Source organism: Chryseobacterium sp. HR92 (assembly GCF_045689405.1).
GTDB classification, from domain to species: domain Bacteria; phylum Bacteroidota; class Bacteroidia; order Flavobacteriales; family Weeksellaceae; genus Chryseobacterium; species Chryseobacterium viscerum_A.
Genome location: NZ_CP139139.1, coordinates 1685818 through 1707956 on the forward strand (window position 1 = coordinate 1685818; position 22139 = coordinate 1707956).

Consider the following 22139-nt stretch of genomic DNA (forward strand, 5'->3'; position numbering starts at 1 on the left):
GTTTGCGGATTTCCCAAAGGATAATTAAATTAGCGGAAAACTATCCTATATGCTGGTTATACCCAAAATAAAACCCTTTTTCCTTTCATCTTTTTTAATTAGTTCAATAGTATTTTCACAGGCTCATAATGTGTCTGACGGATATCAGAAACCCACAGATCCTTTGGTTGCCCAGAATCTGGACCAGTGGCAGGATATGAAATTCGGACTGTTTATGCATTGGGGAACTTACAGCCAGTGGGGAATTGTTGAAAGCTGGAGCTTATGCCCCGAAGACGAATCATGGACACAGAGAAAACCTGAGCACGGAAAATCTTATGACGAATATGTAAAAAATTATGAAAACCTTCAGACAACTTTTAATCCAACACAGTTTAATCCTCAGAAATGGGCAGATGCCGTAAAAAAAGCCGGAATGAAATACGTGGTTTTTACCACCAAGCATCATGATGGTTTTGCAATGTTTGATACCCAGCAGTCAGACTATAAAATCACTTCTCCTAAGACACCCTTTTCAAAACATCCAAAATCAGATGTAACGAAAGAAATTTTCAATACCTTCAGAAAAGAAGGATTTAAAATCGGAGCTTACTTTTCAAAACCTGACTGGCATTCCGATGATTACTGGTGGTCTTACTTTCCACCAAAAGACAGAAACGTCAATTATGATCCGAAGAAATATCCGGAAAGATGGGAGAATTTTAAAAAATTCACTTTCAATCAGCTGAATGAGATCACTTCCAATTATGGAAAAATTGATATTCTTTGGTTAGATGGAGGATGGGTACGTCCTTTTCACACCATAGATCAGAAAGTGGAATGGCAGCGCACCATCAAAGTGGAGCAGGACATTGATATGGATAAAATAGGAACGATGGCCAGAAAAAATCAGCCGGGAATCATCATTGTAGACCGTACTGTTCCCGGCAAATGGGAAAACTATGTTACTCCAGAACAGGCAGTTCCGGAACATGCTCTTTCCATCCCTTGGGAAAGCTGTATCACAATGGGAGATTCCTTTTCCTATGTTCCGAATGACAATTATAAAACCTCCCAGAAGATCATTGAAACCTTGGTTAAAATCATTTCAAGGGGAGGAAACTATCTCATGAATATTGCTCCCGGACCGAATGGTGATTATGATCCAATAGTCTATGAAAGATTGCAGCAGATTTCCGGGTGGATGGAGAAAAATCAGTCTGCGGTTTTTGCAACCAGAAGTATTGCACCCTATCACGAAGGAAGCTACTATTATACCCAAAGTAAGGACCATCATACAGTAAATGTATTTCATCTTGATGAACAGTCAGAATATAAGGCTCCGGCAGCACTTACCTTTTCCATCCCGGAAAACTTTAAGCCAAAATCTTTAAAAATATTAGGTCTTTCTTCAAAAATTCAATGGAAAACAACAACAGAAAATACGCTTGAAATCAAATTACCTGAAGAAAGAAAAAATCTGAAATATGCAACCGTAATTCAAATCGTGCAATAATGAGACTATTTCGTTTTAACCTTACAGGAGTAGCATTATTGTTGAATGTGGTGATTATTTCTGCCCAAAAGCCTTTATATAAAGACCCAAAACAACCCATTGAAGTAAGAGTTCAGGATCTGTTGAAGAGAATGACACCTGAAGAAAAATTCTGGCAGTGTTTTATGATTCCCGGAGATTTAGATAAAGTCCCGAAGGAACAATATTCTCATGGAATTTTTGGGTTGCAGGTGAGCGCAGGAAACCAAGGTGGCGGAGCAGCAGGGCAGTTATTGAAATATAACGCCAATGAAGATGCAGAAAGATTGGTGAAAAAAATCAATGCCATTCAGAAATATTTCGTGGAAGAATCAAGATTAGGAATCCCGATTATTCCCTTTGACGAAGCCTTACACGGACTGGTGAGAGAAGGAGCAACTGCCTTTCCACAGGCAATTGGTTTGGCTGCTACTTTCAACCCAGAGTTGATGAATAAAGTCTCAACAGCAATTGCAAAAGAATCCAAATTGAGAGGAATCCGTCAGATTCTGACGCCTGTAGTGAATCTGGCCAGTGATGTGAGATGGGGTAGGACGGAGGAAACTTATGGTGAAGATCCCTTTCTGACCTCAGTAATGGGAGTCAGTTTCGTTAGTTCATTTGAAAATATAGGAATCATAACAACTCCGAAACACTTTCTGGCCAATGTAGGAGAAGGTGGAAGAGATTCATACCCGATTCATTGGAGCAAAAGATATCTTGAAGAAACGCATTTAATACCTTTTAACAATGCTTTTACAAAAGGAAAAAGCCGCTCAGTAATGACCTCTTATAATCTTCTTGATGGGAGACCTTCAACAGCAAATCATTGGCTGTTAACAGAAAAGTTAAAAAAAGACTGGGATTTCAAAGGCTTTGTCATCAGTGATGCAAGTGCGGTAGGAGGAGCAAATGTGCTGCATTTTACGGCAAAGGATTATGATGATGCTTCTGCGCAGGCAATCAATGCAGGGCTGGATGTAATTTTCCAGACAGAATACAAACATTATGAGCTCTTTATTCCTCCCTTTTTGGATGGAAGAATCTCAAAAGAAAGAATTGATGATGCCGTTTCAAGAGTATTGAGAGCAAAGTTTGAACTTGGATTATTTGAAAACCCTTACGTTTCACTCAAAGAAATTGAAGAATTAAAAAAGCTTAATCACAAGCCTCTGGCAGAAAAAACAGCTGCAGAATCTTTTGTTTTGCTTCAGAACAATAACCAGACTCTTCCTGTTCCCGGAAATGTAAAAAAAATTCTGGTGGTAGGAACAGATGCTGTTGATGCCAGATTAGGTGGTTATTCCGGGCCGGGAAATAAAAAAATAAATATTGTAGACGGAATTAAAAATTATGTCAGAGATAAAAACATTGAAGTCGTTTATTCAAAAGGGATTGATTGGAATGTAAAGGATTTTACCACAATTTCCAATGAATATTTATCCTCCGAAAATAAAAAAGGATTAAAAGGATTCTATTTCTCTAATAATGATTTAAAAGGAAATCCTGCTTTTGAAAAACAGGATGAACAGCTCAGTTTTAAATGGACTCTATATTCACCGAATCCTGAAAAACTTCAAGCGGATCATTACAGCATTCGCTGGACAGGAAAACTGGAAGCACCGGATTCAGGAAAATATCAATTAGGATTACGGGGAAATGACGGCTTCAGATTATACCTTGATGGCAAATTAGCTATTGACCAATGGGAAAAACTAAGCTATTCCACCAAAATGGTTGATGTAGATTTCGTAAAAGGGAAAAAATATGACATAACGATAGAGTTTCATGAAAACAGGGGTGAAGCTAATCTTGAACTGATCTGGAACTACGGACTTCATAAGTACCAGAAAGAATATAAGGAAGCTTTAAATCTTGCTCAGAATGCAGATTATATCATCGTTGCTGCCGGAATTCATGAAGGCGAATTTCAGGACCGTTCCTCCTTGAGTTTACCCGGAAATCAGGAATTATTTATTCAGGAAATTTCAAAATTGAAAAAACCGGTAACAGTAGTTTTAGTAGGAGGATCTGCTATAAAAACAACCGCCTGGAAAGATGAAGTAGGAGCAATCTTAGATGTTTGGTATCCCGGTGAAGAAGGAGGAAATGCCGTGGCAAAAACTCTTTTCGGTGCTGAAAATCCATCAGGGAAACTGCCCATCACTTTTCCGGTCGAAGAAGGCCAGCTGCCTTTGACTTATAATCATCATCCAACGGGAAGAGGAAATGATTATCATGACCTGAGTGGTGAGCCATTGTATCCGTTTGGATTTGGTTTAAGTTATACCACCTTTGAAATCTCCCGGTTACAGTTGAATAAAACCCAATATTCAGAAAATGAAACTATTATTGCCAAAGTCAACATAAAAAATACAGGTTCAAGAGCAGGAAGTGAAGTGGTTCAGCTGTATGTGAAAGACTTGCTGGCTACAGTTTCCAGACCGGTGATTGAGCTCAAAGGATTTCAGAAAGTAGAATTGCAGCCGGGAGAATCAAAATCTGTCACCATTGAAGTTCCCATAAAACAATTACAGTTCCTGAACGAAAAAATGGAATGGGTTGTAGAAAAAGGAACTTACAGGATTATGGTCGGCAATTCATCCAGGAACTTACCATTAAAACAGAATATTGAAGTTTTATAGTTAAATTAAAAAACAAAAGAGCAGAAATTTCTGCTCTTTTTTATTATATTTTTTTGAAGATATCTAGTATTTTCTGGCTAGTAAAACATTCAATAAGAATGTTCCTGCCCAGTTACTGTTATTGGTAGTGGCACCATTCGTACCAATAAAATCTACACGGGCAACAGATACGGTAAGTCTGGTTTTACCACCTGTACCATTATTGGCAAGGCTTACAAAAGATGCTGTAAATACATCCGGGAAACTTGAGTTATTTCCTGCAGTAAGAATAGGATACATATTGTTAACATTGAAAGGAGTACCCTGATATTCATAAACCAGGGTCATTCTGCTTGTATTGGAGTAGGCAGCTGTATGAGCCCTGTCTACAGATGTTTTACTCACGATCCACCATCTGTCAGTTGCAGAACCTGAATCATAACCTGCATTAGCGTGATTGGTCCAGTCGGCAAGAGCTGCTGTTCCAAGCGCATGAGGAGGAATAAAAAACTGGGTACCGTAAATCTCCACATTGCTCGGCTTAGGAAGAACTGTAAAAGACAGATCCCATGTTCCACCAGTTGTATTACCGTTGTTCACCACTTCAGCATAGGCGCCAATTGGAATCACAAAAGAAGCAACAGGAGTGTTGTCAATTCTTAATGTATTACCACTGGAAGCCTGGAGTGTGATATTATTCGGCGAAATGTTTTTGATCTTATAAATTCTTCCCGTAAAACTTGTTGTTCCGGTTCCGATGACAGGAAGGGTAAATGTGGCATCGGCTGCTCCATTATAAGTGATGTAATGATCGGTAGCCAGAATATTATAAGCAGTGGATGTGACTTCACTATAGCCAGCCCTTAAGGAACCATTGACGGCAAGCGTACTGTTAGGGGTTGTTGTATTAATACCTACTTGTGCAGTTAAGGGAAGGGCTCCAAATAAAAGGATCGAGATGTATTTTTTCATTGTGTAAGAAATTTGAGTTCTATCAAATATAGAAAAAAAATAACTAAAAATTAGTTAAAGCTTAATAAATTATATTTATTTTAATTAAATCACTATATAGCATTGAATTATTAAACCAATCTGCACGGAACTTCCAAATCTTCGGTAAGATAATAGCTGCAGCAAAGACGGTGATAACCATCAGCAATGATCAGCTCATTTTGACCTCTAACCAACAATATTGGTGATAGTTTTTTATTTTTTTCTACTTTTTTGAGGTTTTCTTTCACATGAATATTGGTCTCAGGAAGCAGGGGAAGCTTACTTGCTCTTAAAATATCTTTTGATTTTTTTGTTATTGTAGAGGCCGATTTTAATTTTTCAACCATTTTTCTGGCTTTATCCGGTTCAAAAAGGAGTTCCAGATAATCCTGTGCTGCAGGAAAATCGTGGGATTCAGGTTCTTTCATCCAGATACTGTTTTTGGTCAGATTACCCTTTTTTGCAGACATCTTCATAAGTGTTTATTAAAAGATAAATGTATGAAAAATAGATGGTAATTAACCATCATTATTTCAAATGAGTCAATGATTTTACAATATGGATTTTACTTTCTTAAAAAAAATATTGGTATGATATATGCAAGATTTATCATGAACCGGAATGAATTTAATTAAAACTATTGAATTGATTGAAATCATTCAAAAATATGAACATTATGAAAAAGTTATTAATTTCAACAGTATTGTTATTAGGTTTATCCATGAATGTTTTTGCGCAAAAACATCCACCAGCACCCCCACACCCTTCAAAAAGCGAGCTGGTTAATATTAAAATGCAAGAGCTTACCAAAAAATACAATATTGAGAAAAAGCTGATCCTTAATCATCCGTTGGCTACCAAACAGATGAAGAGAGACCAGATGAAAGCCTTAAATCAAAGATATGCAACTGAAAAACGATTACTTAAACAGGCAAAATAATACAGTATTTTTGCAGTTATTAAAATTTGAAAAACAGATTTTTATGCTGTAAGTTTTGATAAATTTTCAAAGTATAATGAAGTTTATTGAAAGAGAGTGCGTTTTGTGCTCTCTTTCTTTGTTTAAAATTAAATAAAATCGCCTTGTTGATGCATTTTAAGATCAGTCTGCGGAAACATTAAACATCCAATATTTTTCCTTAAATTCGCATAAAAATTTTTAAAGTAATGAATTACGATATTATTGTCATTGGAAGTGGTCCTGGTGGATATGTTACTGCGATCAGAGCAGCGCAATTAGGTTTCAAAACCGCAATTATCGAGAAAGAAAATTTAGGAGGAATCTGCCTTAACTGGGGATGTATTCCAACTAAAGCTTTATTGAAATCTGCTCAGGTTTTTCATTATATCAACCATGCTGAAGATTATGGTTTGAATAAAGTGGAGGCAAGCTTTGAATTCCCGAATGTAATTCAGAGAAGCCGTGGTGTTGCCAGCAAAATGAGCAAAGGAATCGAATTCTTGATGAAAAAGAATAAGATTGACGTAATTCTTGGTACTGCAAAAGTACAGAAAGGTAAAAAAGTTTCTGTGACAGATAAAGAAGGTAAAGTAACTGAATATACAGGTACTCATATCATTATCGCTACAGGAGCTCGTTCAAGAGAATTACCAAACTTGCCACAGGATGGTAAAAAAGTAATCGGATACAGACAGGCATTATCTCTTCCTGAGCAGCCAAAATCTATGATTGTTGTAGGTTCTGGAGCTATCGGGGTAGAATTTGCTGATTTCTATAACACAATGGGAACAAAAGTAACTGTTGTTGAATTTATGCCAAATATCGTACCTGTAGAAGACGAAGAAATCTCTAAACACTTAGAGAAATCTCTGAAAAAAACAGGAATCGAGATCATGACAAACGCTTCTGTAGAAAGTGTTGATACAAGCGGCGAAGGTGTAAAAGCTACTGTGAAAACAGCTAACGGAAACATTACGCTTGAAGCTGATATCTTATTATCTGCTGTAGGTATTGCTGCTAATATCGAGAACATCGGATTGGAAGAAGTAGGAATCCAGACAGATAAAGGAAGAGTATTGGTAAACGAATGGTACGAAACTTCAGTACCAGGTTACTATGCCATTGGAGATATCATCCCAACTCAGGCATTGGCTCACGTTGCTTCTGCAGAAGGAATTACTTGTGTTGAGAAAATCAAAGGAATGCACGTTGAAAAAATCGACTATGGCAATATCCCTGGATGTACTTACTGTCACCCTGAAGTAGCTTCTGTAGGTCTTACTGAAAAGCAGGCTAAAGAAAAAGGATACGAAATCAAAGTTGGTAAATTCCCTCTTTCTGCAAGTGGTAAAGCTACTGCAAACGGAAATACAGACGGATTTATCAAAGTGATCTTCGATGCTAAATATGGTGAATGGTTAGGATGCCATATGATTGGTGAAGGAGTAACGGATATGGTTGCAGAAGCTGTTGTAGCTAGAAAACTAGAGACTACAGGTCATGAGATCATCAAATCTATCCACCCGCATCCAACAGTTTCTGAAGCTATTATGGAAGCTGCTGCTGCTGCTTACGGTGAAGTGATTCACATTTAATCTGAAAAAGATATAGAAATCTATATAAAAAGCCCGGACTTCTCCGGGCTTTTTTCGTTGATACTAATCTGAAATATAGTAAACTAAACCTAACAGGTTTTTAAAACCTGTTAGGTTTATTGCTTATTACCCGTTTTTCTTAAAAGGTTTCTGATGAAATTTTAGCTTGCATACAATGGATTTTCTTAAAATAATTTTAAAATCAGCATATTTATAAAAATTAACTCTATTATCTCATGCTGTTTCCTTACATTTATTCTATGAATTTTGACAGAGTAGGACTTGTTTTATCAGGCGGCGGTACCAAAGGAATCGCTCATGCAGGAGTATTAAAATTCTTACAGGAAAAAGGGATTGACGTAGATATCCTTTCCTGCTGTAGTGCAGGCTCTATTGTAGGATGTCTTCATGCTATCGGAAAAACTCCGGAAGAAATTCTGGAATTTTTCAATTCTGTGTATTTTTTCAATTGGAAACATTTTACATTCAATCAGCCGGGACTTGTTTCTTCAGTGATTTTCAGAAACTATCTGAAGCCTATTTTCCATGAAATGAAATTGGGTGATCTTGATATTGAAGTGAAAATTGTGGCAACAGAACTGGTTTCCGGGACTCAGAAGATTTTTGATAAAGATTTTGAGATTGTGGATGCCATCATTGCTTCGTGTTCCATTCCCGGAATTACAACTCCTTACATCATTGGTGAGGAAATGTATTGTGATGGAGGTGTACTAAACAACTTTCCTGCAGACATCATCAGGGATGAATGTGATAAACTGATTGGTGTATTTGTATCTCCACCCAACGAAGCTAAAATTAAAGACCTGAACTCCATTAAAGCTATTGTTTCCCGTTCTTACGATTTACTTTCCTACAGAATTGAAAAAGTAAAATTTGAGTACTGCGACTGGTTCATTTCCTCTCAGAAACTATCTTCTTATGGCACTTTTGAGCGAAGAAAAGACAGACTGGAAGAAATTTTTAATATCGGGTACAAAGCTGCTAAAGAAAGTTATGAAGCCAGTGGTTTTTTTGAAGAATTAAAACAATCCGGAACATAAAAAATCCCGCATATTGATGCAGGATTTTATTTTATAAAAAGGGAAAACGATTTTGAGTTCTTAAAAAGAAGTTATAGATAGGCTATAACAACCTCCAGCTTTTCCAGTTTAATTTTTCACTACGTATCCGTCCTGGCGAACAATTTCACGGTCATTAGCATCATTTACCACCAATGTATAAGCTGCTTTTTTCGGAGAATCCGTAAGATAATTTCTCCAGATCTGATAGCTATGGCCCTCATTATTGAAGTTGATATAATAGTTGCCGCCTGTACCATCAGGAATCAGTTCACCATCACTGATGATCATACTTGGTTTTGCCGTAATCTTGGTGTTGGCATTCCACGACTGGTAAAGGTACTTGCCGTTTGGTTGTTTGTCAATTCTTATCTTGAACTTTTTGGTTTTGATGATGACAGTCTTCGGTACCTGCTGAAAGGTAGAGGAAGTAATAAAACGGTCTGTTGTTGGATTCGGAACTTCTTTGGCATTAACGAAAGAAAACTGAGCTAAACAGAAAGTTCCTAATAAAATATGCTTTATCATATTAAATGGTTATTGGTTAACATTTTAGATTCTATCAAATATAACGCCATTTTTCAATTTAGAATATAAATATAGAGTACTGAAAATTAGTTTTTTGCAGCTTTTGAATGCTTGTTTTTTGAAAATAATAATACTGATTTTCAATTGATTATTATTTTATTGGCAAAATATTGTCAATTTCTGAAACAACTGATTACTTTTCTTATGTACATTTGTACCATCAAAGGATCTCGTTCCTTTATTATCAAAATGAAACTAATTAACTTTAAGTTTTTTCTATTAAAAGTATCAGAAATCATCTTCACGATTTTTAATACTTCTCCTCCTGTAATTTCTTAATTTTTTCGAAAGAATTATCACATAATTCGTACTCTGTTTTTTCATATACCGAAGAAATAGAGCACAATCCCTGTTTTCAAATATAATCAAAAACAAAAAACAAAACTATGGAATTAGCTTTTCATGGCTGGATGATTCCGGCCGTAATTGCACTGTTGTGCATACTTTTTTATAAATTCATTTTAAGAATTTTCTTTGGATTAATCATTGTCCCTCAGGACAAAATAGGGTTAGTTACCAAAAAATTTGTGCTGGTTGGTAAGCAGGAACTTCCGGAAGGAAGAATTATCGCCACCAATGGAGAAGCAGGTTTTCAGGCCCAGACATTAGCTCCGGGCGTATATTTCAGAAAATGGATATGGCAGTATTCTATCGATTTTCAGCCTTTTATAGTGATTCCCACCGGAAAAATAGGATTATTATTGGCAAAAGATGGTGCAGAATTAGAAACCGGAAGAATCTTAGGCAGAAAAGTGGACTGTGATTCTTTTCAGGATGCTGAAGCTTTTTTGAAAAACGGAGGAAGGAAAGGCCGTCAGACCGCGATTATTGCGCCGGGATCCTACAGAATCAATACGCTGCTGTTTGAAATAGAATTAACGGATATGACTCAGATTCCTGATAATGCAGTGGGAATTATCACGACCATGGAAGGAGATCCCTTGGCAGAAGGTCAGATTGCCGGTAAGATTATCAATGATCATAATAAGTTTCAGGACGTAGATACTTTTTTAAACAATGGAGGATTTAAAGGGCTTCAGGAACAGGTAATTCTGGCAGGTTCCTATTTCCTGAATCCCTGGTTTACAAAAGTTGAAATGGTGAAAATGACGGAAATTCCAATTGGCCATGTGGGAGTCATTATCAGTTATGTAGGAGAAGAAGGACTGGATTTGAGCGGGATTGATTTTAAACATGGAAATATAGTGGAGAAAAGCCATAAAGGAGTTTGGGCAGAACCTATTGGCCCCGGAAAATATCCTATCAATCCTTACATTATGAAGGTTGAACTTGTTCCGACTACCAATTTGGTGCTGAACTGGGCCTATGAAAGAAGTGAATCTCACCAGCTGGATAAAAACCTTTCAACCATTACAGTACGAAGTAAAGACGGTTTCCCTTTCAATCTTGATGTATCGCAAATCATCCATATTCCTACGTATGAAGCTCCAAAAGTAATAGCCCGTTTTGGAAATATGATCAATCTTGTAAGCCAGGTTTTAGAGCCAACCATTGGAAACTATTTCAGAAACTCAGCACAGGATAGTGATGTGATTGCCTTCCTGGGAACCAGAAAAGAAAGACAGCAGTCGGCAAAAGATCACATCAGCAGTGTTTTGGAACAATATAATGTAAATGCTGTAGATACTTTGATAGGAGCGATTGTTCCTCCGGAAAGTTTAATGAAAACGCTCACCGATAGAAAATTGGCGGAAGAACAGAAAATCACCTACGAAACTGAAATGCTGGCCCAGGAAACGCGTCAGGCCCTGGAAAAAGAAACGGCTGTTGCTGATATGCAGAAAGAAATTGTAAAAGCAGATCAGGGTGTTGTGATTGCAGAAAGGATAGCTGATGCATCGGTGAAAAAAGCGACCGGAGATGCCAATTCTGTAAGATTACAGGCGAATGCGGAAGGAGACAGATTGAAACTGTTAGCAACAGGTGAAGCAGAAAAAACAAGACTTCTTGCCAAAGCCGAAGCAGAAAAGATAGAATTGCTGGCAAAAGCAAATGCAGAACAAATTTCATTAACCGGTAATGCAGAAGCGGAAAAAATTCTGGCCATTGGTAAATCTAATGCAGAATCTTACAAGCTATCTGTAGAAGCAATGGGCGGAAATAACTTTACCCAATTGAAAATTATGGAGAATATAGCCAGCCAGAATGTAAGAATAATGCCTGAGGTATTAATTGGTGGAAACGGAGATTCAGCAAATGGCGGAATCAGCGGACTTCTGGGACTTCAGCTGTTGGAGCAGGTGCAAAAGAAAAATGCTGAAACGGTTACTGTAATTGAAGAAAAACCGGATAACAATTCTTAACTTTAGCCTAAGGAATAATTAAAAAATACGAAATCGCCCGGAAATTTTTCCGGGCGATTTCGTATTTTTTATACAGTATAACTTGCAAACGCCTCTTCCAGGCTTTCAAATTTACCTTTAAACTCATTAATAGGGCAGTCCTGAAGTATATTCCCTTTATGAATAAGAATCACTCTTGAACAAAGCGCTTCCACTTCCTGCATGATGTGAGTGGAAAGTAAGACGGTTTTCTGCTGGCCGATTTGTTTTACCACATTACGGATTTCAATAATTTGATTGGGATCAAGACCATTGGTAGGTTCATCCAGAATCAGTAAATCCGGCTGATGAATAATAGCCTGTGCCAATCCTACACGCTGTTTGTATCCTTTAGAGAGCTGTCCTATTTTTTTAGATTTTTCAGGGGTAATTCCTACCAGTTCTATCACCTCATCTACTCTGGATTCAGGGATTTTGTGAATATTGGCTACAAACTGAAGGTATTCTTTTACGTACATCTCCAGATAAAGCGGATTATTTTCAGGAAGAAATCCTATTTTCTTTTTGCTTTCAATCTCATGGTTTGAGATATTCATACCATTGAAAATAATTTCACCCTGGTCAATTTTCAGTGCTCCGACAATAGATTTCATCAGGGTAGATTTTCCGGCACCGTTCGGGCCAAGAAGACCGATGATTTCATTTTTATCAATAGAAATGTTGATATTGTCAAGGGCAGTCTGCTCACCAAATTTTTTGGTTAAATTGATTATCTGAAGCGGCATAAGTTTTAATGTCTTTCTGCAAAAATAAAATAAAAAAACTCATCCGATAGAATGAGTTTCGCAATATTTATAAAATATAATTATTTTCTTGATTTTTTCTTGGTTCCGCCTGTTGCCGGGGCAGCAGTAGAAGCTGTATTTCCGTTTCCTTTATTCGCTGAAGGATTTATAGAAGCAGGTTTGTCATACATGGTATATTTTCCATTGGTTCTTCCGAAAATTTTCTCCACTTGCTTTTGATTTAAAAACTGTGATTTTCCAATGTATTTCCGGTTTTTATTGATCACCTGGATAAACTGCATGGTTTGTTGGCCATAATTCTTTTCATAATGAAGTTCGATGATATCATTAGGTAATTCCAGCACAACATTCTCTTCCGGAGTGGAGATAAAACCATCCATAATAAGTTTGTATAGGCCGGCAACATCACCATTAAGATTCTGAAATGAAAAAGATCGGATTGTATTCAGGTTGCTGGTGTTCAGATCCTGGTAGTTGACTGTAAATTTATCTTCCTTTTTATAGAGACCAACGGAATTATCTTTACCAATTTCCACCAAACTTTCATTCTTCAACACTTTAATCTGTGAGAAAACTGAAATACCGAACATACATGTAATAAGTAGAATTATTTTTCTCATGAATTGAATTTTAATGTTTTATAAATTGGTGCACATAAAATTACTAATAAAAAAGCGTAAAAGCAATTTTATTCGGATGGAGCAAAAATAACCATTTTTTTTAATATCCATACAGGTTGGTAGAATAATGTTATGTAATTCATTATATGTAAATTTGACTATAATGTATTCATTTGTAGTGTTTTATGTTGTTGAGGAATTGCCGCTTCAAGAAATGTTAAAATTATAAAATGATGTGTTTTTTTATCATAATCTGCTGATATATAGTGTGTAATTTTTTAGATAAAAATAAAATGTAATTAATTTAATGTCCATAACTGATAACTCTTGATATTTTCCATCCCTGAGGGGTTTGTTTCCAGATATGAACAAATTTGAACGTTCCACAATTGATCAGAGAACCATTTTCCAAACGGCAAAATTGGTGGATTCCGGTCTGTATTGCTCCATAATCTTTAATAGGATATACTTCCACAGATTCAGGAACTAAAACTCTTCGGGTGTATGCATAGTTTTTAGCTACTCTAGTGAAATTATCAATAGTTTCTTTATAGTTTGCTAGGCCGCCAATATCATGAAAGAACTCAAGATTTTCAGTAAAAAATGTTTTAAGTTTTTCAATATTTCCTGAGTTGGCAGCGCTGAAAAGAATGCTGTCCTTTTTCATTATGGTATTGTAAAGCTCTTGAGAGACTGGTGTATAAGATTTTGATTGTGAGAAAGTAGTAGTCCATATTAAACAACATAATAGGATTGAAAATAATGGAATGAAGAATTTGTTTTTCATATTTAATGGTTTTATAATTCAAAATTTCTCAAAAGCATATTATGATTGCTCTCGGTTTAAATGTAATCATTTAAATTTTAGTAGATTATGAAAATTATTCTTTTAGTTATTAATAGAACGTTTTGAAAAAATAGATATAAAAGTATCAAACTCATGTTTATAACTTCTTCCCACAGGAATTTTATGATTGTTGACAACAATTTCATTATTGCTGAATGCCGTCACAAAAACAGAATTAATGATAAAAGACCTGTGAATTCTTACAAAATCCTTACCCGACAACCTTTGCTCCAGATCTGTAATTTTACTTTTCGAAATAAAACTTTCATTGGTTACGAGAACTACTTTAATGTCATTTCCCTGGCTTTCAAAATAGACGATCTCTGAAAGCATAAGTTTCCGGTGCATTCCTTCAGTTCTAATGAGGATGAAATCTTCTTTATGGTCAGTCGCAGTTCTGAGAATGCGTTCTACAGATTTAAAAAAACGCTCAAAAGTAATAGGTTTCAGGAGATAATCTACTGCTTCCAGTTCAAAACCTTCAATGGCAAAATCCCGGTAAGCGGTAGTGAAAATAGTCTGGGGTTTCTGAGGAAGTGACTTCAGAAAATTAATTCCATTGAGGTGAGGCATCTGAATATCAAGAAACATAAGATCTACAGTCTGGTTTTGCAGTATTTTATAAGCCTGCATTGCATTTTGAGCTTTCCCCACCAGCTTTAAATCGTCGATTTTAGAAATATGGTTTTCCAGTAATGACGTGGCCAGAGGTTCGTCATCTACAATAATACAATTAATCATAATGTGAAGGAGTGATTATTTCAACTTTAAAAATATTGTTTTCCTGTGAGATCCGGAAGGTAAAATGGTTCTGATAGTGATACAGCAACTGTCTTTGTATGTTCTGCAGTCCGATTCCTTTTTCATTAGCTGTCTGGTGGTCTGAGAATGTATTTTCAATTGTAAAAACAGAATGCTGGCTATTCGTTTCCATATCAATCTTTATTTCTGTGGTTTCTGAACTTTTTCCCACTCCATGTTTAAAGGTATTTTCTACCAATGTAAGATACAGCAGGGGTGGAATAGTATTCTGGGAGTTTAACCTGATATGTTTCCGGATTTTTAATCTTTCATCATGGTACCGTAGGCTTTCCAGCGCAATATAATTTTCTATAACAGCCAGTTCATCAGAAACCAACACCCATTTTTTCTGCCCTTTGTATAAAATATAATCCAGAATATCCGATAGCTGACTGATAGATTGGGAGGTTTTATCAGAACGGCTGACCGACAGAGAATAAATGTTATTCAGGGTATTAAAGAGAAAATGAGGATTGAGCTGGGATTTGAGTGATTGCAGTTCAAGCTCGGTCTTTTCCTTCTGCAGTTTGATTGTATGCTCTTTTTCATCCTTGTAACGAATGATAAACATGATGGAAACAAAAACAAATGCCCCACTGATAACAGGAAATGTATAATGAAGCAAAAGATAAGGAATATCTGTAAAAATGCTGAAAATACTGTCTTTCACTTCCTGGGTGAAAAGAGGTTCAGCGATATAAACCAGAAAAACCCTGTTGATGATTGAAATAAGATAAAGGCTGATAATGAGATACAGCGAAAATGCAATATACTTTTTCCTGTCAAAAAAATGACGGATCAGCACAAAATAAATAAAATTGGCCCCTGCAATCTGGAAAATCCAATGGCAAAAGTTATAAATCATCACTTCATTAAAAACTCCACTTTCATATTCTCCATACATTCTTGCCGTTCCGAATAAAAATAAAGCACTCCAGAAGAACAGCTGGAAGTATAGCATTGGTCTGATCTGATTTCCTGATGGCGTTTTCATCATCTTCAAAAATATAAAAACTTAAGCTACACCAGAGAAATGGTATGTAAAAGACTTTAAAATAATGTCAGGTAACATCATTTATTATACAAACGGCCTATTTTGCTGTTGGTAGTGAATCTTCTGTTGTCCGGATTCTCAATCAGAAAGCAATCTGAAATTGGTGAACATTTGTATAAAAAAATAATGAAGGAACATTCTGAAAGACTTTACGGATTGGATCATCTGAGAGCTGCTGCTATTTTACTCGTATTACTATATCACTACCGGGCCTTTAAACATCCTGGCTGGGTAGACAGTATCGGGAGATTTGGGTGGACAGGAGTAGATCTTTTCTTTGTACTAAGCGGTTTTCTGATTTCAGGACAGCTGTTTAAAGAAATAGAAAACAATGGAAGTGTCAGTCTGAAAACATTTTATTTAAAACGGTTTTTCAGGATTATTCCGGCTTACTGTTTTACCCTTTTTCTCTATTTTACATTTCCTTTTTTCAGGGAGAGGGAAGCTTTATCCCCTTTATGGAAGTTTGTGACTTTCACTCAAAACTATGAACTGAACGTTATCAGTCGGGGAACATTTTCCCATGCATGGTCATTGTGTATTGAAGAACAATTTTATCTCATTCTTCCTTTGTTCCTTTTGATCGTCATGCCAACAAAACTGTTCAAATATATCGCGGTTCTGATGATTGCTGTCATTGGATTTTCTATTGTAGCAAGGCTGATGGCATGGAATGAATGTATTGCAGTGCCAGAGACTTTTTCCACAGATTTCTGGAAATTATGGTATATGAAAATATATTATCCTACCCATACAAGATTAGATGGCCTGGGAATGGGTGTCTTGATCGGGTATCTTATGCAGTATTCTTCAATATTTAAAAGAATAGTTGCCGGCAACGGAAATAAGCTTTTTTTTCTTGGAATACTACTGTTGGGAATTTCATTTTGGATATGCAATGAACAAGCTTCCAAAGCTGCTTCTGTATTTGGTTTTACACTGGTGGCGGTAAGCTACGGAATGATCCTGATGGCCGCTATCTCCCAATCATCTTTCCTGTATCGTTTGAAGTCATATATTACTGCTCAATTGGCTGCTATGTCATATGCTGTTTACCTTTCCCATAAAGGAATTATCCATATGGTACAGCAGCAGCTTGATTATTTTAAACTTGAAACCTCAGATAATATCACTATTCTTATTTGTCTGTTTGCTTGTGTTTTAGGTGGTTTGTTCTATAGGTTTGTTATTGAAAAACCTTTCTCAGTAATTAAATCCAGGGTGTTGAAAAAATCAGCGTAATCCCCCAAATCTGCGTGAGAAATTATATGTTTTTAAACGCAAAGCTTCTTTTAGACTTTGATTATTTTTAAGGGAGCAAAGGATGAATCAACTTCATTGATTCTTACTAAGCTGATGTATTACCAAGCACCTTCATGCGTGACAAAGTCGCACTTCTTTGCTTCCTTTACTATATTTTTTATCTTATTAATCTTTGCGTTTTCCTAAAACATAGAAAGATAGGTTTAATTGGAAAACACAAAGGTGCAGGTTTTTTATCCCTAAGATTTTTAGCAAGTGAATATTAAAAAAATCTCCCGGATTAATCAGGTTTAGAAAATCAGCGAAATCTCCCGCATCTGCGTGAGAAATTATATGTTTTTAAACGCAAAGCTTCTTTTAGACTTTGATTATTTTTAAGGGAGCAAAGCCGGAATCAACTTCATTGATTCTTTTTAAGCGGATGTATTACCAAGTGCCTTCATCAGCGACGAAGTCGGGATTCTTAGCTTCCTTTATTGTATTTTTTACCTTATTAATCTTTGCGTTTAAAATAGAACAATCTTCTTATTCTTTAAATAATGTTACATAAAGATCTGCTTAATTTGAATAATCTGCGAGAGCATAAAAAATAAAAAAGTCAGTTTATATTTTGAAACTGACTTATAGATTGTAGAATAAAATGATTATTGAGAGATTATTGCCTTCAGTACTACATTCTTTATTGAAGCCTCTTTAAAACTCCAGTATTCACTTTTTTCAGACATCTGATTTTCTAAAATGACCAAAGTAGTATCCGTAGAAGGGAAGTATACATTAAGACATGTGAATCCATCACCAAGACCTGTCACGGCAAAATAATCCAGGCCCGCTTCTTTGATAAACCTTACATTGTACCCAAATCCCATATTTTCTTTTCCAAAAACATTGTGTTGGGAGCTTGTGGAAGGAGTCAGCATCTGCTTTTGAAAAGCTGGTGAGAGAAGCTTTCCTTTAAATAATGCCTCGTCCCATTTTGCAAGATCCTTTACAGTAGAAATGATACCGGCTGCCGGAGCAATATCATCATTCAGGAATGATTGTTTTACCTTTTCAAACTGATTGTCTTTGTTCATGTAGCCTGGAACAAGAGTCTGATTGCTCCTAGTATTGTATACCAAAGTTCTATCCATTTTCAGTTTTTTGAAAAGAGAAGTGGCAAGTTCTGTAAAGCTTTTCCCGGTTGTATTTTTAAGGATTTCCCCTAACAGTTTATAAGAAAGATTACCATATTTGAACTGGGAACCGGCTTTGAAAGCTGTTGGCTTATTAATATCTGTAATACCATGAGTATGATTCAGAAGATGATGGATAGTAACCGTATCTGCCCAGGTTTGGGTAAGAGCAGGAAGATACTTTTTGATGGGAGTATGAAGACTCAGCTTTCCTTGTTCAGCAGCCTGTAAAATCAAAACAGCGGTAACCTGCTTTGAATTGGACATGATTTCAAACTGGTCATCTGTTTTCAAAGGGACTTTCTTTTCAAAATCTTTGTAACCATTGGATTTCAGATATTGGATTTTACCTTTCTGAGCAACCAAAACAACGCCGTTAAATGCGATAGGGCTGGCAGCGGTTATAATACTGTCAATTTTATAGCTATAAGTCTCTTTTTTCTGGGCAGCTAAGGAAATAGATAGAAGGGCTGCAAATGCGCTGGTGAAGAACAGTTTTTTTGTGATCATTATTTTTTTTGGTAAAATTCATAAGTTACTTTAGCGATATCAGCAATAATTGCTTCTGCATTTTCAAACTTTTCATAGGTGTCATGAACAAAAACGGCGATGTATATTTTTTGGCTGCCGGAAAGTTCAATAATACCAAAATCGTTGATGGCGCCGGTCATTCCTTCTTTGTTGGTAAAAGATGTTCCCGTTCTGTGTGCTACTTTCACGTATTCTGGCAGACTTCCTTTAAGTCTTTTGGGGCCGGCAGTATTATTGAGCATGGCATTATACAGCCACAGATGATGTTTTTTATTCAGGATTTTTCCATTATTGAATGTTTCAAGAAGCCGGATAGCTTCATTGGGTGTTATTTTGTTTACAAACTGAGATTCCCAGTCTTTATGCATATCTTCTTCATTGTTTTGAATGATACAATCCTTACTGTTGACCAGCTGCTGAACCGGTTCCGGTCCACCAACAAGTCTCATCAGGATATCACAGATATTATTGTCACTGTATAAAACAATCCACTTCAGAGCTTCTTCCAGGCTGATTTCTATATTACCATCCGGATGTTCTTTTTTGAACGGACTCCAGGTATCTTCAAGAAGCTCTTCTCTTTTAATGAATAGTTTCTGCTGTAAAGAAAGCTCACCCTTTTCTACTTTTTTCAATACTGTTAAAGCAATAGGAAACTTTACAGTACTGAGCATGGGATACAGCTTATTGCCATTAATTTGTATTGTTTCTTTCTGATAAGGTCCCATGATTGAAACCCCCACATCTGCCTTCTTATGGGAGATAATGGATTCAATGGTTTTCTTAAGATCCGAAAGTTTTGTGTGCTGCGAAAAAAGAGGTAGACTGACCACGAGTGCGAATAACGCGAAAATAATTCCTTTCTTCATTTGAGTCTGGTTTTAAAGTTTTTTTGATTTCCAAATATATGTATTTCCTCTTTTCTTTTACTGCAAATATTTTAATAATTTAGTTCTATGAAAATAAAAACTATTAGCCTTTTTGTCCTTCTTTTCACGATTATTTCCTGTAAAAAAGATGTAGAATATCCTAAATATGTTGAGCTTCAATCCGGAGGCGGAGAATATTCACTCCATATAAAAAACGGAACTTTTGAATTTTTAAAAACAGAACTTATAAGCTATGATCAGATTTCAACTGCTCCATTTTCAGAAGGAAAATATGAAATATCAGGAGATGAACTTATTTTAAGAAGCGATAAAGGAAAAAAGTATACTTTCAAAATAGGGAATGAAGCTGAACTGATCCCTGAAAAAATGGATTCTTTAAAAAACCTGAAAGGATTGTATCCTGTTCAAATTCTTCATAACAATAAAATGCCGAAAGAAATGGGACGTCTGGATTCCTTGGGAAGAAAAAATGCACTGTGGCTTTATTTCAATGAAAAAGGGAAGGTCATCAACCAGCGGTTGTATAAAAACGGTGAGCTTGTGAAAGACAATTACAAGTCTGATATTATTATAAAATAAAAAATTTGTAGAGCTCCTTTTATCTCTCGCAGATCTTGCAAATTAAGCAGATTTAAAAAATCAACATAATCTCCCGAATCTGCATGAGAAATTATATATTTTTGAACGCAGAGTTTTTTATACTCCCTTATTTCTTAAGGGAGCAAAGGAGGAATCAATGAAATTGATTCTTTCTAAGCGGATGTATTATCAAGCATCTTCATCAGCGACGAAGTCGCGATTCTTTGCCTCCTTTATTATATTTTTCACCTTATTAAACTTTGCGTTTAAGATAGCATAATCTTTTTTTACATAAAGACCTGCTTAATTTGCAAGATCTGCGTGAGGATATTAAGGTTTAGATCCCTGCTGTATTCAGAATAAAAATGGTATCATAAAAAAGGCACCATTTACAAGTAAATGATGCCTCGTCACTGAATATATTTGAATGTAAAATTGTTTTAGGTTTATCTATTCATTCTGTTTGATTTGTGGGTTATTATTAATCTCTTTATTAGGAATCTGGAATCTGAATTTGTCAGGAGTAAGGTTGAATCTTCCAAAAGTATGATTCGTTCCTGTGTATACTCTTTCTAAGGGGGTGTTTAATCTTTTCATATCAAACCATGCGTAGCCTTCGCCCCACAATTCTATTCTTTTTTGCAGGATGATCTCATTGATCAGATCATTACCGGATTTTGTAGACAGGGTATAGGCTTTATCCCTTTTCGAGGTGATTTCGAATAATATTTGTCTTGCTTCCGTTTCTCTTCCCTGTCTGGCAAGGGCTTCAGCTTGTACATAATACAGTGAGGAAGCTCGGATGTAAATATAGTCTCCTTCAAAAAGAGTAGGATCTTTAAACTTCCAGCTTACATATGGTGGATAATTTTTTGTTTTTCCGTTAAAAGTATAGGGTGCACTTTGGCTTCCATTAAACACTTTTTTACGGTAATCTGTTTCCGGAATCGCTTCATAAAGGCGTTTGTCTATCAGTTTACGGATCTGTGCAGCTCCGGCATATCCTTCGTTGGTATTATCAAACATCGAGAAGAATGATGCATAATGATTTCCGATACTCATCGTGGAAATTGTATTATGAAAACCCCATATTACCTCTGGATTATTGATGCTGGAAAATCCGGTAGTGGTATAGTCATCTTCTGTCATAAGGCTAACCCCCTGCTTGCTTTCCTCAGCATATTTGGCAGCTTTAGTGTAATCTCCTGTTTCCAGAAATACTTCAGCCGCAATAGCCTTGGCTGTTCTTCGGTCAATCTGGGCTCTGGATGGCCGGGCATAAGTATCTAAAAGGGTAATAGATTCCTCAATATCACTCTTGATTTGTCCGTACACCTCAGCAACAGTTGATCTTGGAAGTCCCTGGCTGGGATTGCTTGCGGTAAGTACCAATGGAAGCCCCGGCTCAGACTGATGTCCATTATAATCGTTGGCATAAAAACGAACCAGATAAAAATAAGAGTAGGATCTTAAAGCCAATAGCTGTCCTGCAATAGCTCTGTTCTTTGCGTTTGCATTTTTATCTAAATCATCGAGAAGCTTGTTGATCACAAATATTCTTGCATAAAAAGTAGTCCAGACAATCTCAGAAGCAATGTTGCTGGCATTGGTTGCTTCGTAATTATAAAACATTCCCAAATGCTGGTTTGTAGACTGGATGACATCATTTGACATCAGCTCAGCTCCTGCTTTGATTCCCATGATTCCAAAATCTGAGTGAGCAGTAGTACCGCCGGCACCATTGCTGCGAAGATCAAGATAGATGCCGCCCAGGATTTTTTCCGGGCTGGAAGAATCATTATTCAGCTGTTCACCGGAAATATCGCCATCCGGTAAAGTATTGAGATCATTGGCACAGCTGGAAGTAATAAAACCTAGGGTTACAGCTGCTATAAAGTATTTTATTTTTTTCATTCCTAT

19 protein-coding genes are annotated in these 22139 nt (G+C 36.3%); 8 read left to right on the forward strand and 11 right to left on the reverse strand.

What is annotated here, in order from left to right; all coding sequences use genetic code 11:
- Positions 1-49 precede the first annotated feature (49 nt).
- Complete coding sequence (locus tag SFA27_RS07545; RefSeq protein WP_407297382.1) at positions 50-1495, forward strand: alpha-L-fucosidase; 1446 nt, start codon at positions 50-52, stop codon at positions 1493-1495.
- Positions 1495-4158 carry a glycoside hydrolase family 3 N-terminal domain-containing protein gene (locus SFA27_RS07550; protein WP_407297385.1) on the forward strand — a complete coding sequence of 888 codons (2664 nt, stop codon included), beginning with the start codon at positions 1495-1497 and terminating at the stop codon, positions 4156-4158. Before SFA27_RS07545 ends, SFA27_RS07550 begins: the two co-directional genes overlap by 1 nt.
- 63 nt (positions 4159-4221) lie before the next feature.
- On the opposite strand, the gene SFA27_RS07555 is transcribed toward SFA27_RS07550, so the two are convergent.
- The gene (locus SFA27_RS07555) at positions 4222-5109 is read right to left on the reverse strand and encodes a hypothetical protein (RefSeq protein WP_047378186.1); all 888 of its coding nucleotides are present in this window, start codon (positions 5107-5109) and stop codon (positions 4222-4224) included.
- A 110-nt stretch (positions 5110-5219) separates the two neighbouring features.
- Positions 5220-5600, reverse strand: a complete 381-nt coding sequence (locus SFA27_RS07560) for a hypothetical protein (protein WP_264517453.1) — start codon at positions 5598-5600, stop codon at positions 5220-5222.
- Between the two features lie 206 nt (positions 5601-5806).
- Here SFA27_RS07560 and SFA27_RS07565 point away from each other — a divergent pair, with 206 nt between their 5' ends.
- From SFA27_RS07565 to SFA27_RS07575, 3 genes are all read left to right on the forward strand, one after another.
- Positions 5807-6070: a hypothetical protein gene (locus SFA27_RS07565; protein WP_407297387.1), complete on the forward strand. Its 264-nt coding sequence runs from the start codon at positions 5807-5809 to the stop codon at positions 6068-6070.
- A 227-nt stretch (positions 6071-6297) separates the two neighbouring features.
- Positions 6298-7686 (forward strand): dihydrolipoyl dehydrogenase, encoded by a 1389-nt coding sequence (gene lpdA, locus SFA27_RS07570; protein ID WP_047378183.1) that lies wholly within the window; start codon positions 6298-6300, stop codon positions 7684-7686.
- Positions 7687-7946: 260 nt separating this feature from the next.
- Positions 7947-8747 (forward strand): patatin-like phospholipase family protein, encoded by an 801-nt coding sequence (locus SFA27_RS07575; RefSeq protein ID WP_047379362.1) that lies wholly within the window; start codon positions 7947-7949, stop codon positions 8745-8747.
- A 108-nt stretch (positions 8748-8855) separates the two neighbouring features.
- Here SFA27_RS07575 and SFA27_RS07580 read toward each other — a convergent pair whose 3' ends face one another.
- Positions 8856-9293, reverse strand: coding sequence for a hypothetical protein (locus tag SFA27_RS07580; RefSeq protein WP_407297390.1), 438 nt, complete (start codon positions 9291-9293; stop codon positions 8856-8858).
- A gap of 446 nt (positions 9294-9739) precedes the next feature.
- On the opposite strand from SFA27_RS07580, the gene SFA27_RS07585 reads away from it, so the two are divergent.
- Entirely contained in the window at positions 9740-11677 is a 1938-nt protein-coding gene (locus SFA27_RS07585) for an SPFH domain-containing protein (protein ID WP_052184791.1), read from the forward strand.
- 68 nt (positions 11678-11745) lie between these two features.
- On the opposite strand, the gene SFA27_RS07590 is transcribed toward SFA27_RS07585, so the two are convergent.
- The 5 genes from SFA27_RS07590 to SFA27_RS07610 form a co-directional block, all read right to left on the reverse strand.
- Positions 11746-12441: an ABC transporter ATP-binding protein gene (locus SFA27_RS07590; protein ID WP_407297392.1), complete on the reverse strand. Its 696-nt coding sequence runs from the start codon at positions 12439-12441 to the stop codon at positions 11746-11748.
- Between the two features lie 80 nt (positions 12442-12521).
- Entirely contained in the window at positions 12522-13082 is a 561-nt protein-coding gene (locus SFA27_RS07595; RefSeq protein ID WP_047378180.1) for a hypothetical protein, read from the reverse strand.
- Positions 13083-13386: 304 nt separating this feature from the next.
- Positions 13387-13869, reverse strand: a complete 483-nt coding sequence (locus tag SFA27_RS07600; RefSeq protein ID WP_081995513.1) for a nuclear transport factor 2 family protein — start codon at positions 13867-13869, stop codon at positions 13387-13389.
- A gap of 102 nt (positions 13870-13971) precedes the next feature.
- Positions 13972-14670, reverse strand: a complete 699-nt coding sequence (locus tag SFA27_RS07605; protein ID WP_407297395.1) for a LytR/AlgR family response regulator transcription factor — start codon at positions 14668-14670, stop codon at positions 13972-13974.
- Positions 14663-15727, reverse strand: coding sequence for a sensor histidine kinase (locus SFA27_RS07610; protein ID WP_407297397.1), 1065 nt, complete (start codon positions 15725-15727; stop codon positions 14663-14665). Before SFA27_RS07610 ends, SFA27_RS07605 begins: the two co-directional genes overlap by 8 nt.
- Positions 15728-15910: 183 nt before the next feature.
- Between SFA27_RS07610 and SFA27_RS07615 the strand changes: the two genes are divergently transcribed.
- Complete coding sequence (locus tag SFA27_RS07615) at positions 15911-17026, forward strand: acyltransferase family protein (RefSeq protein WP_407297399.1); 1116 nt, start codon at positions 15911-15913, stop codon at positions 17024-17026.
- A 665-nt stretch (positions 17027-17691) separates the two neighbouring features.
- Here the strand turns inward: SFA27_RS07615 and SFA27_RS07620 are convergent.
- Together SFA27_RS07620 and bla are read right to left on the reverse strand one after the other, a co-directional pair.
- Positions 17692-18729: a serine hydrolase domain-containing protein gene (locus SFA27_RS07620; RefSeq protein ID WP_407297401.1), complete on the reverse strand. Its 1038-nt coding sequence runs from the start codon at positions 18727-18729 to the stop codon at positions 17692-17694.
- Positions 18729-19619 (reverse strand): class A beta-lactamase, encoded by an 891-nt coding sequence (bla, locus tag SFA27_RS07625; RefSeq protein WP_047378176.1) that lies wholly within the window; start codon positions 19617-19619, stop codon positions 18729-18731. The genes SFA27_RS07620 and bla overlap by 1 nt, the downstream gene beginning before the upstream one ends.
- 87 nt (positions 19620-19706) lie before the next feature.
- Here bla and SFA27_RS07630 point away from each other — a divergent pair, with 87 nt between their 5' ends.
- Positions 19707-20219, forward strand: a complete 513-nt coding sequence (locus SFA27_RS07630) for a hypothetical protein (protein ID WP_407297403.1) — start codon at positions 19707-19709, stop codon at positions 20217-20219.
- A gap of 450 nt (positions 20220-20669) precedes the next feature.
- Here the strand turns inward: SFA27_RS07630 and SFA27_RS07635 are convergent, their stop codons facing one another.
- Positions 20670-22133 (reverse strand): RagB/SusD family nutrient uptake outer membrane protein, encoded by a 1464-nt coding sequence (locus SFA27_RS07635; protein WP_407297405.1) that lies wholly within the window; start codon positions 22131-22133, stop codon positions 20670-20672.
- Positions 22134-22139: the final 6 nt, after the last annotated feature.

Bases quoted from the DNA above. Each gene is read 5' to 3' on its own strand.
- SFA27_RS07550 (WP_407297385.1), top strand. From the start codon at position 1,495: ATGAGACTATTTCGTTTTAACCTTACAGGAGTAGCATTATTGTTGAAT.
- SFA27_RS07545 (WP_407297382.1), top strand. From the start codon at position 50: ATGCTGGTTATACCCAAAATAAAACCCTTTTTCCTTTCATCTTTTTTA.
- SFA27_RS07585 (WP_052184791.1), top strand. From the start codon at position 9,740: ATGGAATTAGCTTTTCATGGCTGGATGATTCCGGCCGTAATTGCACTG.
- SFA27_RS07620 (WP_407297401.1), bottom strand. From the start codon at position 18,729: ATGATCACAAAAAAACTGTTCTTCACCAGCGCATTTGCAGCCCTTCTA.
- SFA27_RS07605 (WP_407297395.1), bottom strand. From the start codon at position 14,670: ATGATTAATTGTATTATTGTAGATGACGAACCTCTGGCCACGTCATTA.
- SFA27_RS07575 (WP_047379362.1), top strand. From the start codon at position 7,947: ATGAATTTTGACAGAGTAGGACTTGTTTTATCAGGCGGCGGTACCAAA.
- SFA27_RS07580 (WP_407297390.1), bottom strand. From the start codon at position 9,293: ATGATAAAGCATATTTTATTAGGAACTTTCTGTTTAGCTCAGTTTTCT.
- SFA27_RS07610 (WP_407297397.1), bottom strand. From the start codon at position 15,727: ATGATGAAAACGCCATCAGGAAATCAGATCAGACCAATGCTATACTTC.
- lpdA (WP_047378183.1), top strand. From the start codon at position 6,298: ATGAATTACGATATTATTGTCATTGGAAGTGGTCCTGGTGGATATGTT.
- SFA27_RS07600 (WP_081995513.1), bottom strand. From the start codon at position 13,869: ATGAAAAACAAATTCTTCATTCCATTATTTTCAATCCTATTATGTTGT.
- SFA27_RS07595 (WP_047378180.1), bottom strand. From the start codon at position 13,082: ATGAGAAAAATAATTCTACTTATTACATGTATGTTCGGTATTTCAGTT.
- SFA27_RS07560 (WP_264517453.1), bottom strand. From the start codon at position 5,600: ATGTCTGCAAAAAAGGGTAATCTGACCAAAAACAGTATCTGGATGAAA.
- SFA27_RS07565 (WP_407297387.1), top strand. From the start codon at position 5,807: ATGAAAAAGTTATTAATTTCAACAGTATTGTTATTAGGTTTATCCATG.
- SFA27_RS07590 (WP_407297392.1), bottom strand. From the start codon at position 12,441: ATGCCGCTTCAGATAATCAATTTAACCAAAAAATTTGGTGAGCAGACT.
- SFA27_RS07630 (WP_407297403.1), top strand. From the start codon at position 19,707: ATGAAAATAAAAACTATTAGCCTTTTTGTCCTTCTTTTCACGATTATT.
- SFA27_RS07615 (WP_407297399.1), top strand. From the start codon at position 15,911: ATGAAGGAACATTCTGAAAGACTTTACGGATTGGATCATCTGAGAGCT.
- bla (WP_047378176.1), bottom strand. From the start codon at position 19,619: ATGAAGAAAGGAATTATTTTCGCGTTATTCGCACTCGTGGTCAGTCTA.
- SFA27_RS07555 (WP_047378186.1), bottom strand. From the start codon at position 5,109: ATGAAAAAATACATCTCGATCCTTTTATTTGGAGCCCTTCCCTTAACT.
- SFA27_RS07635 (WP_407297405.1), bottom strand. From the start codon at position 22,133: ATGAAAAAAATAAAATACTTTATAGCAGCTGTAACCCTAGGTTTTATT.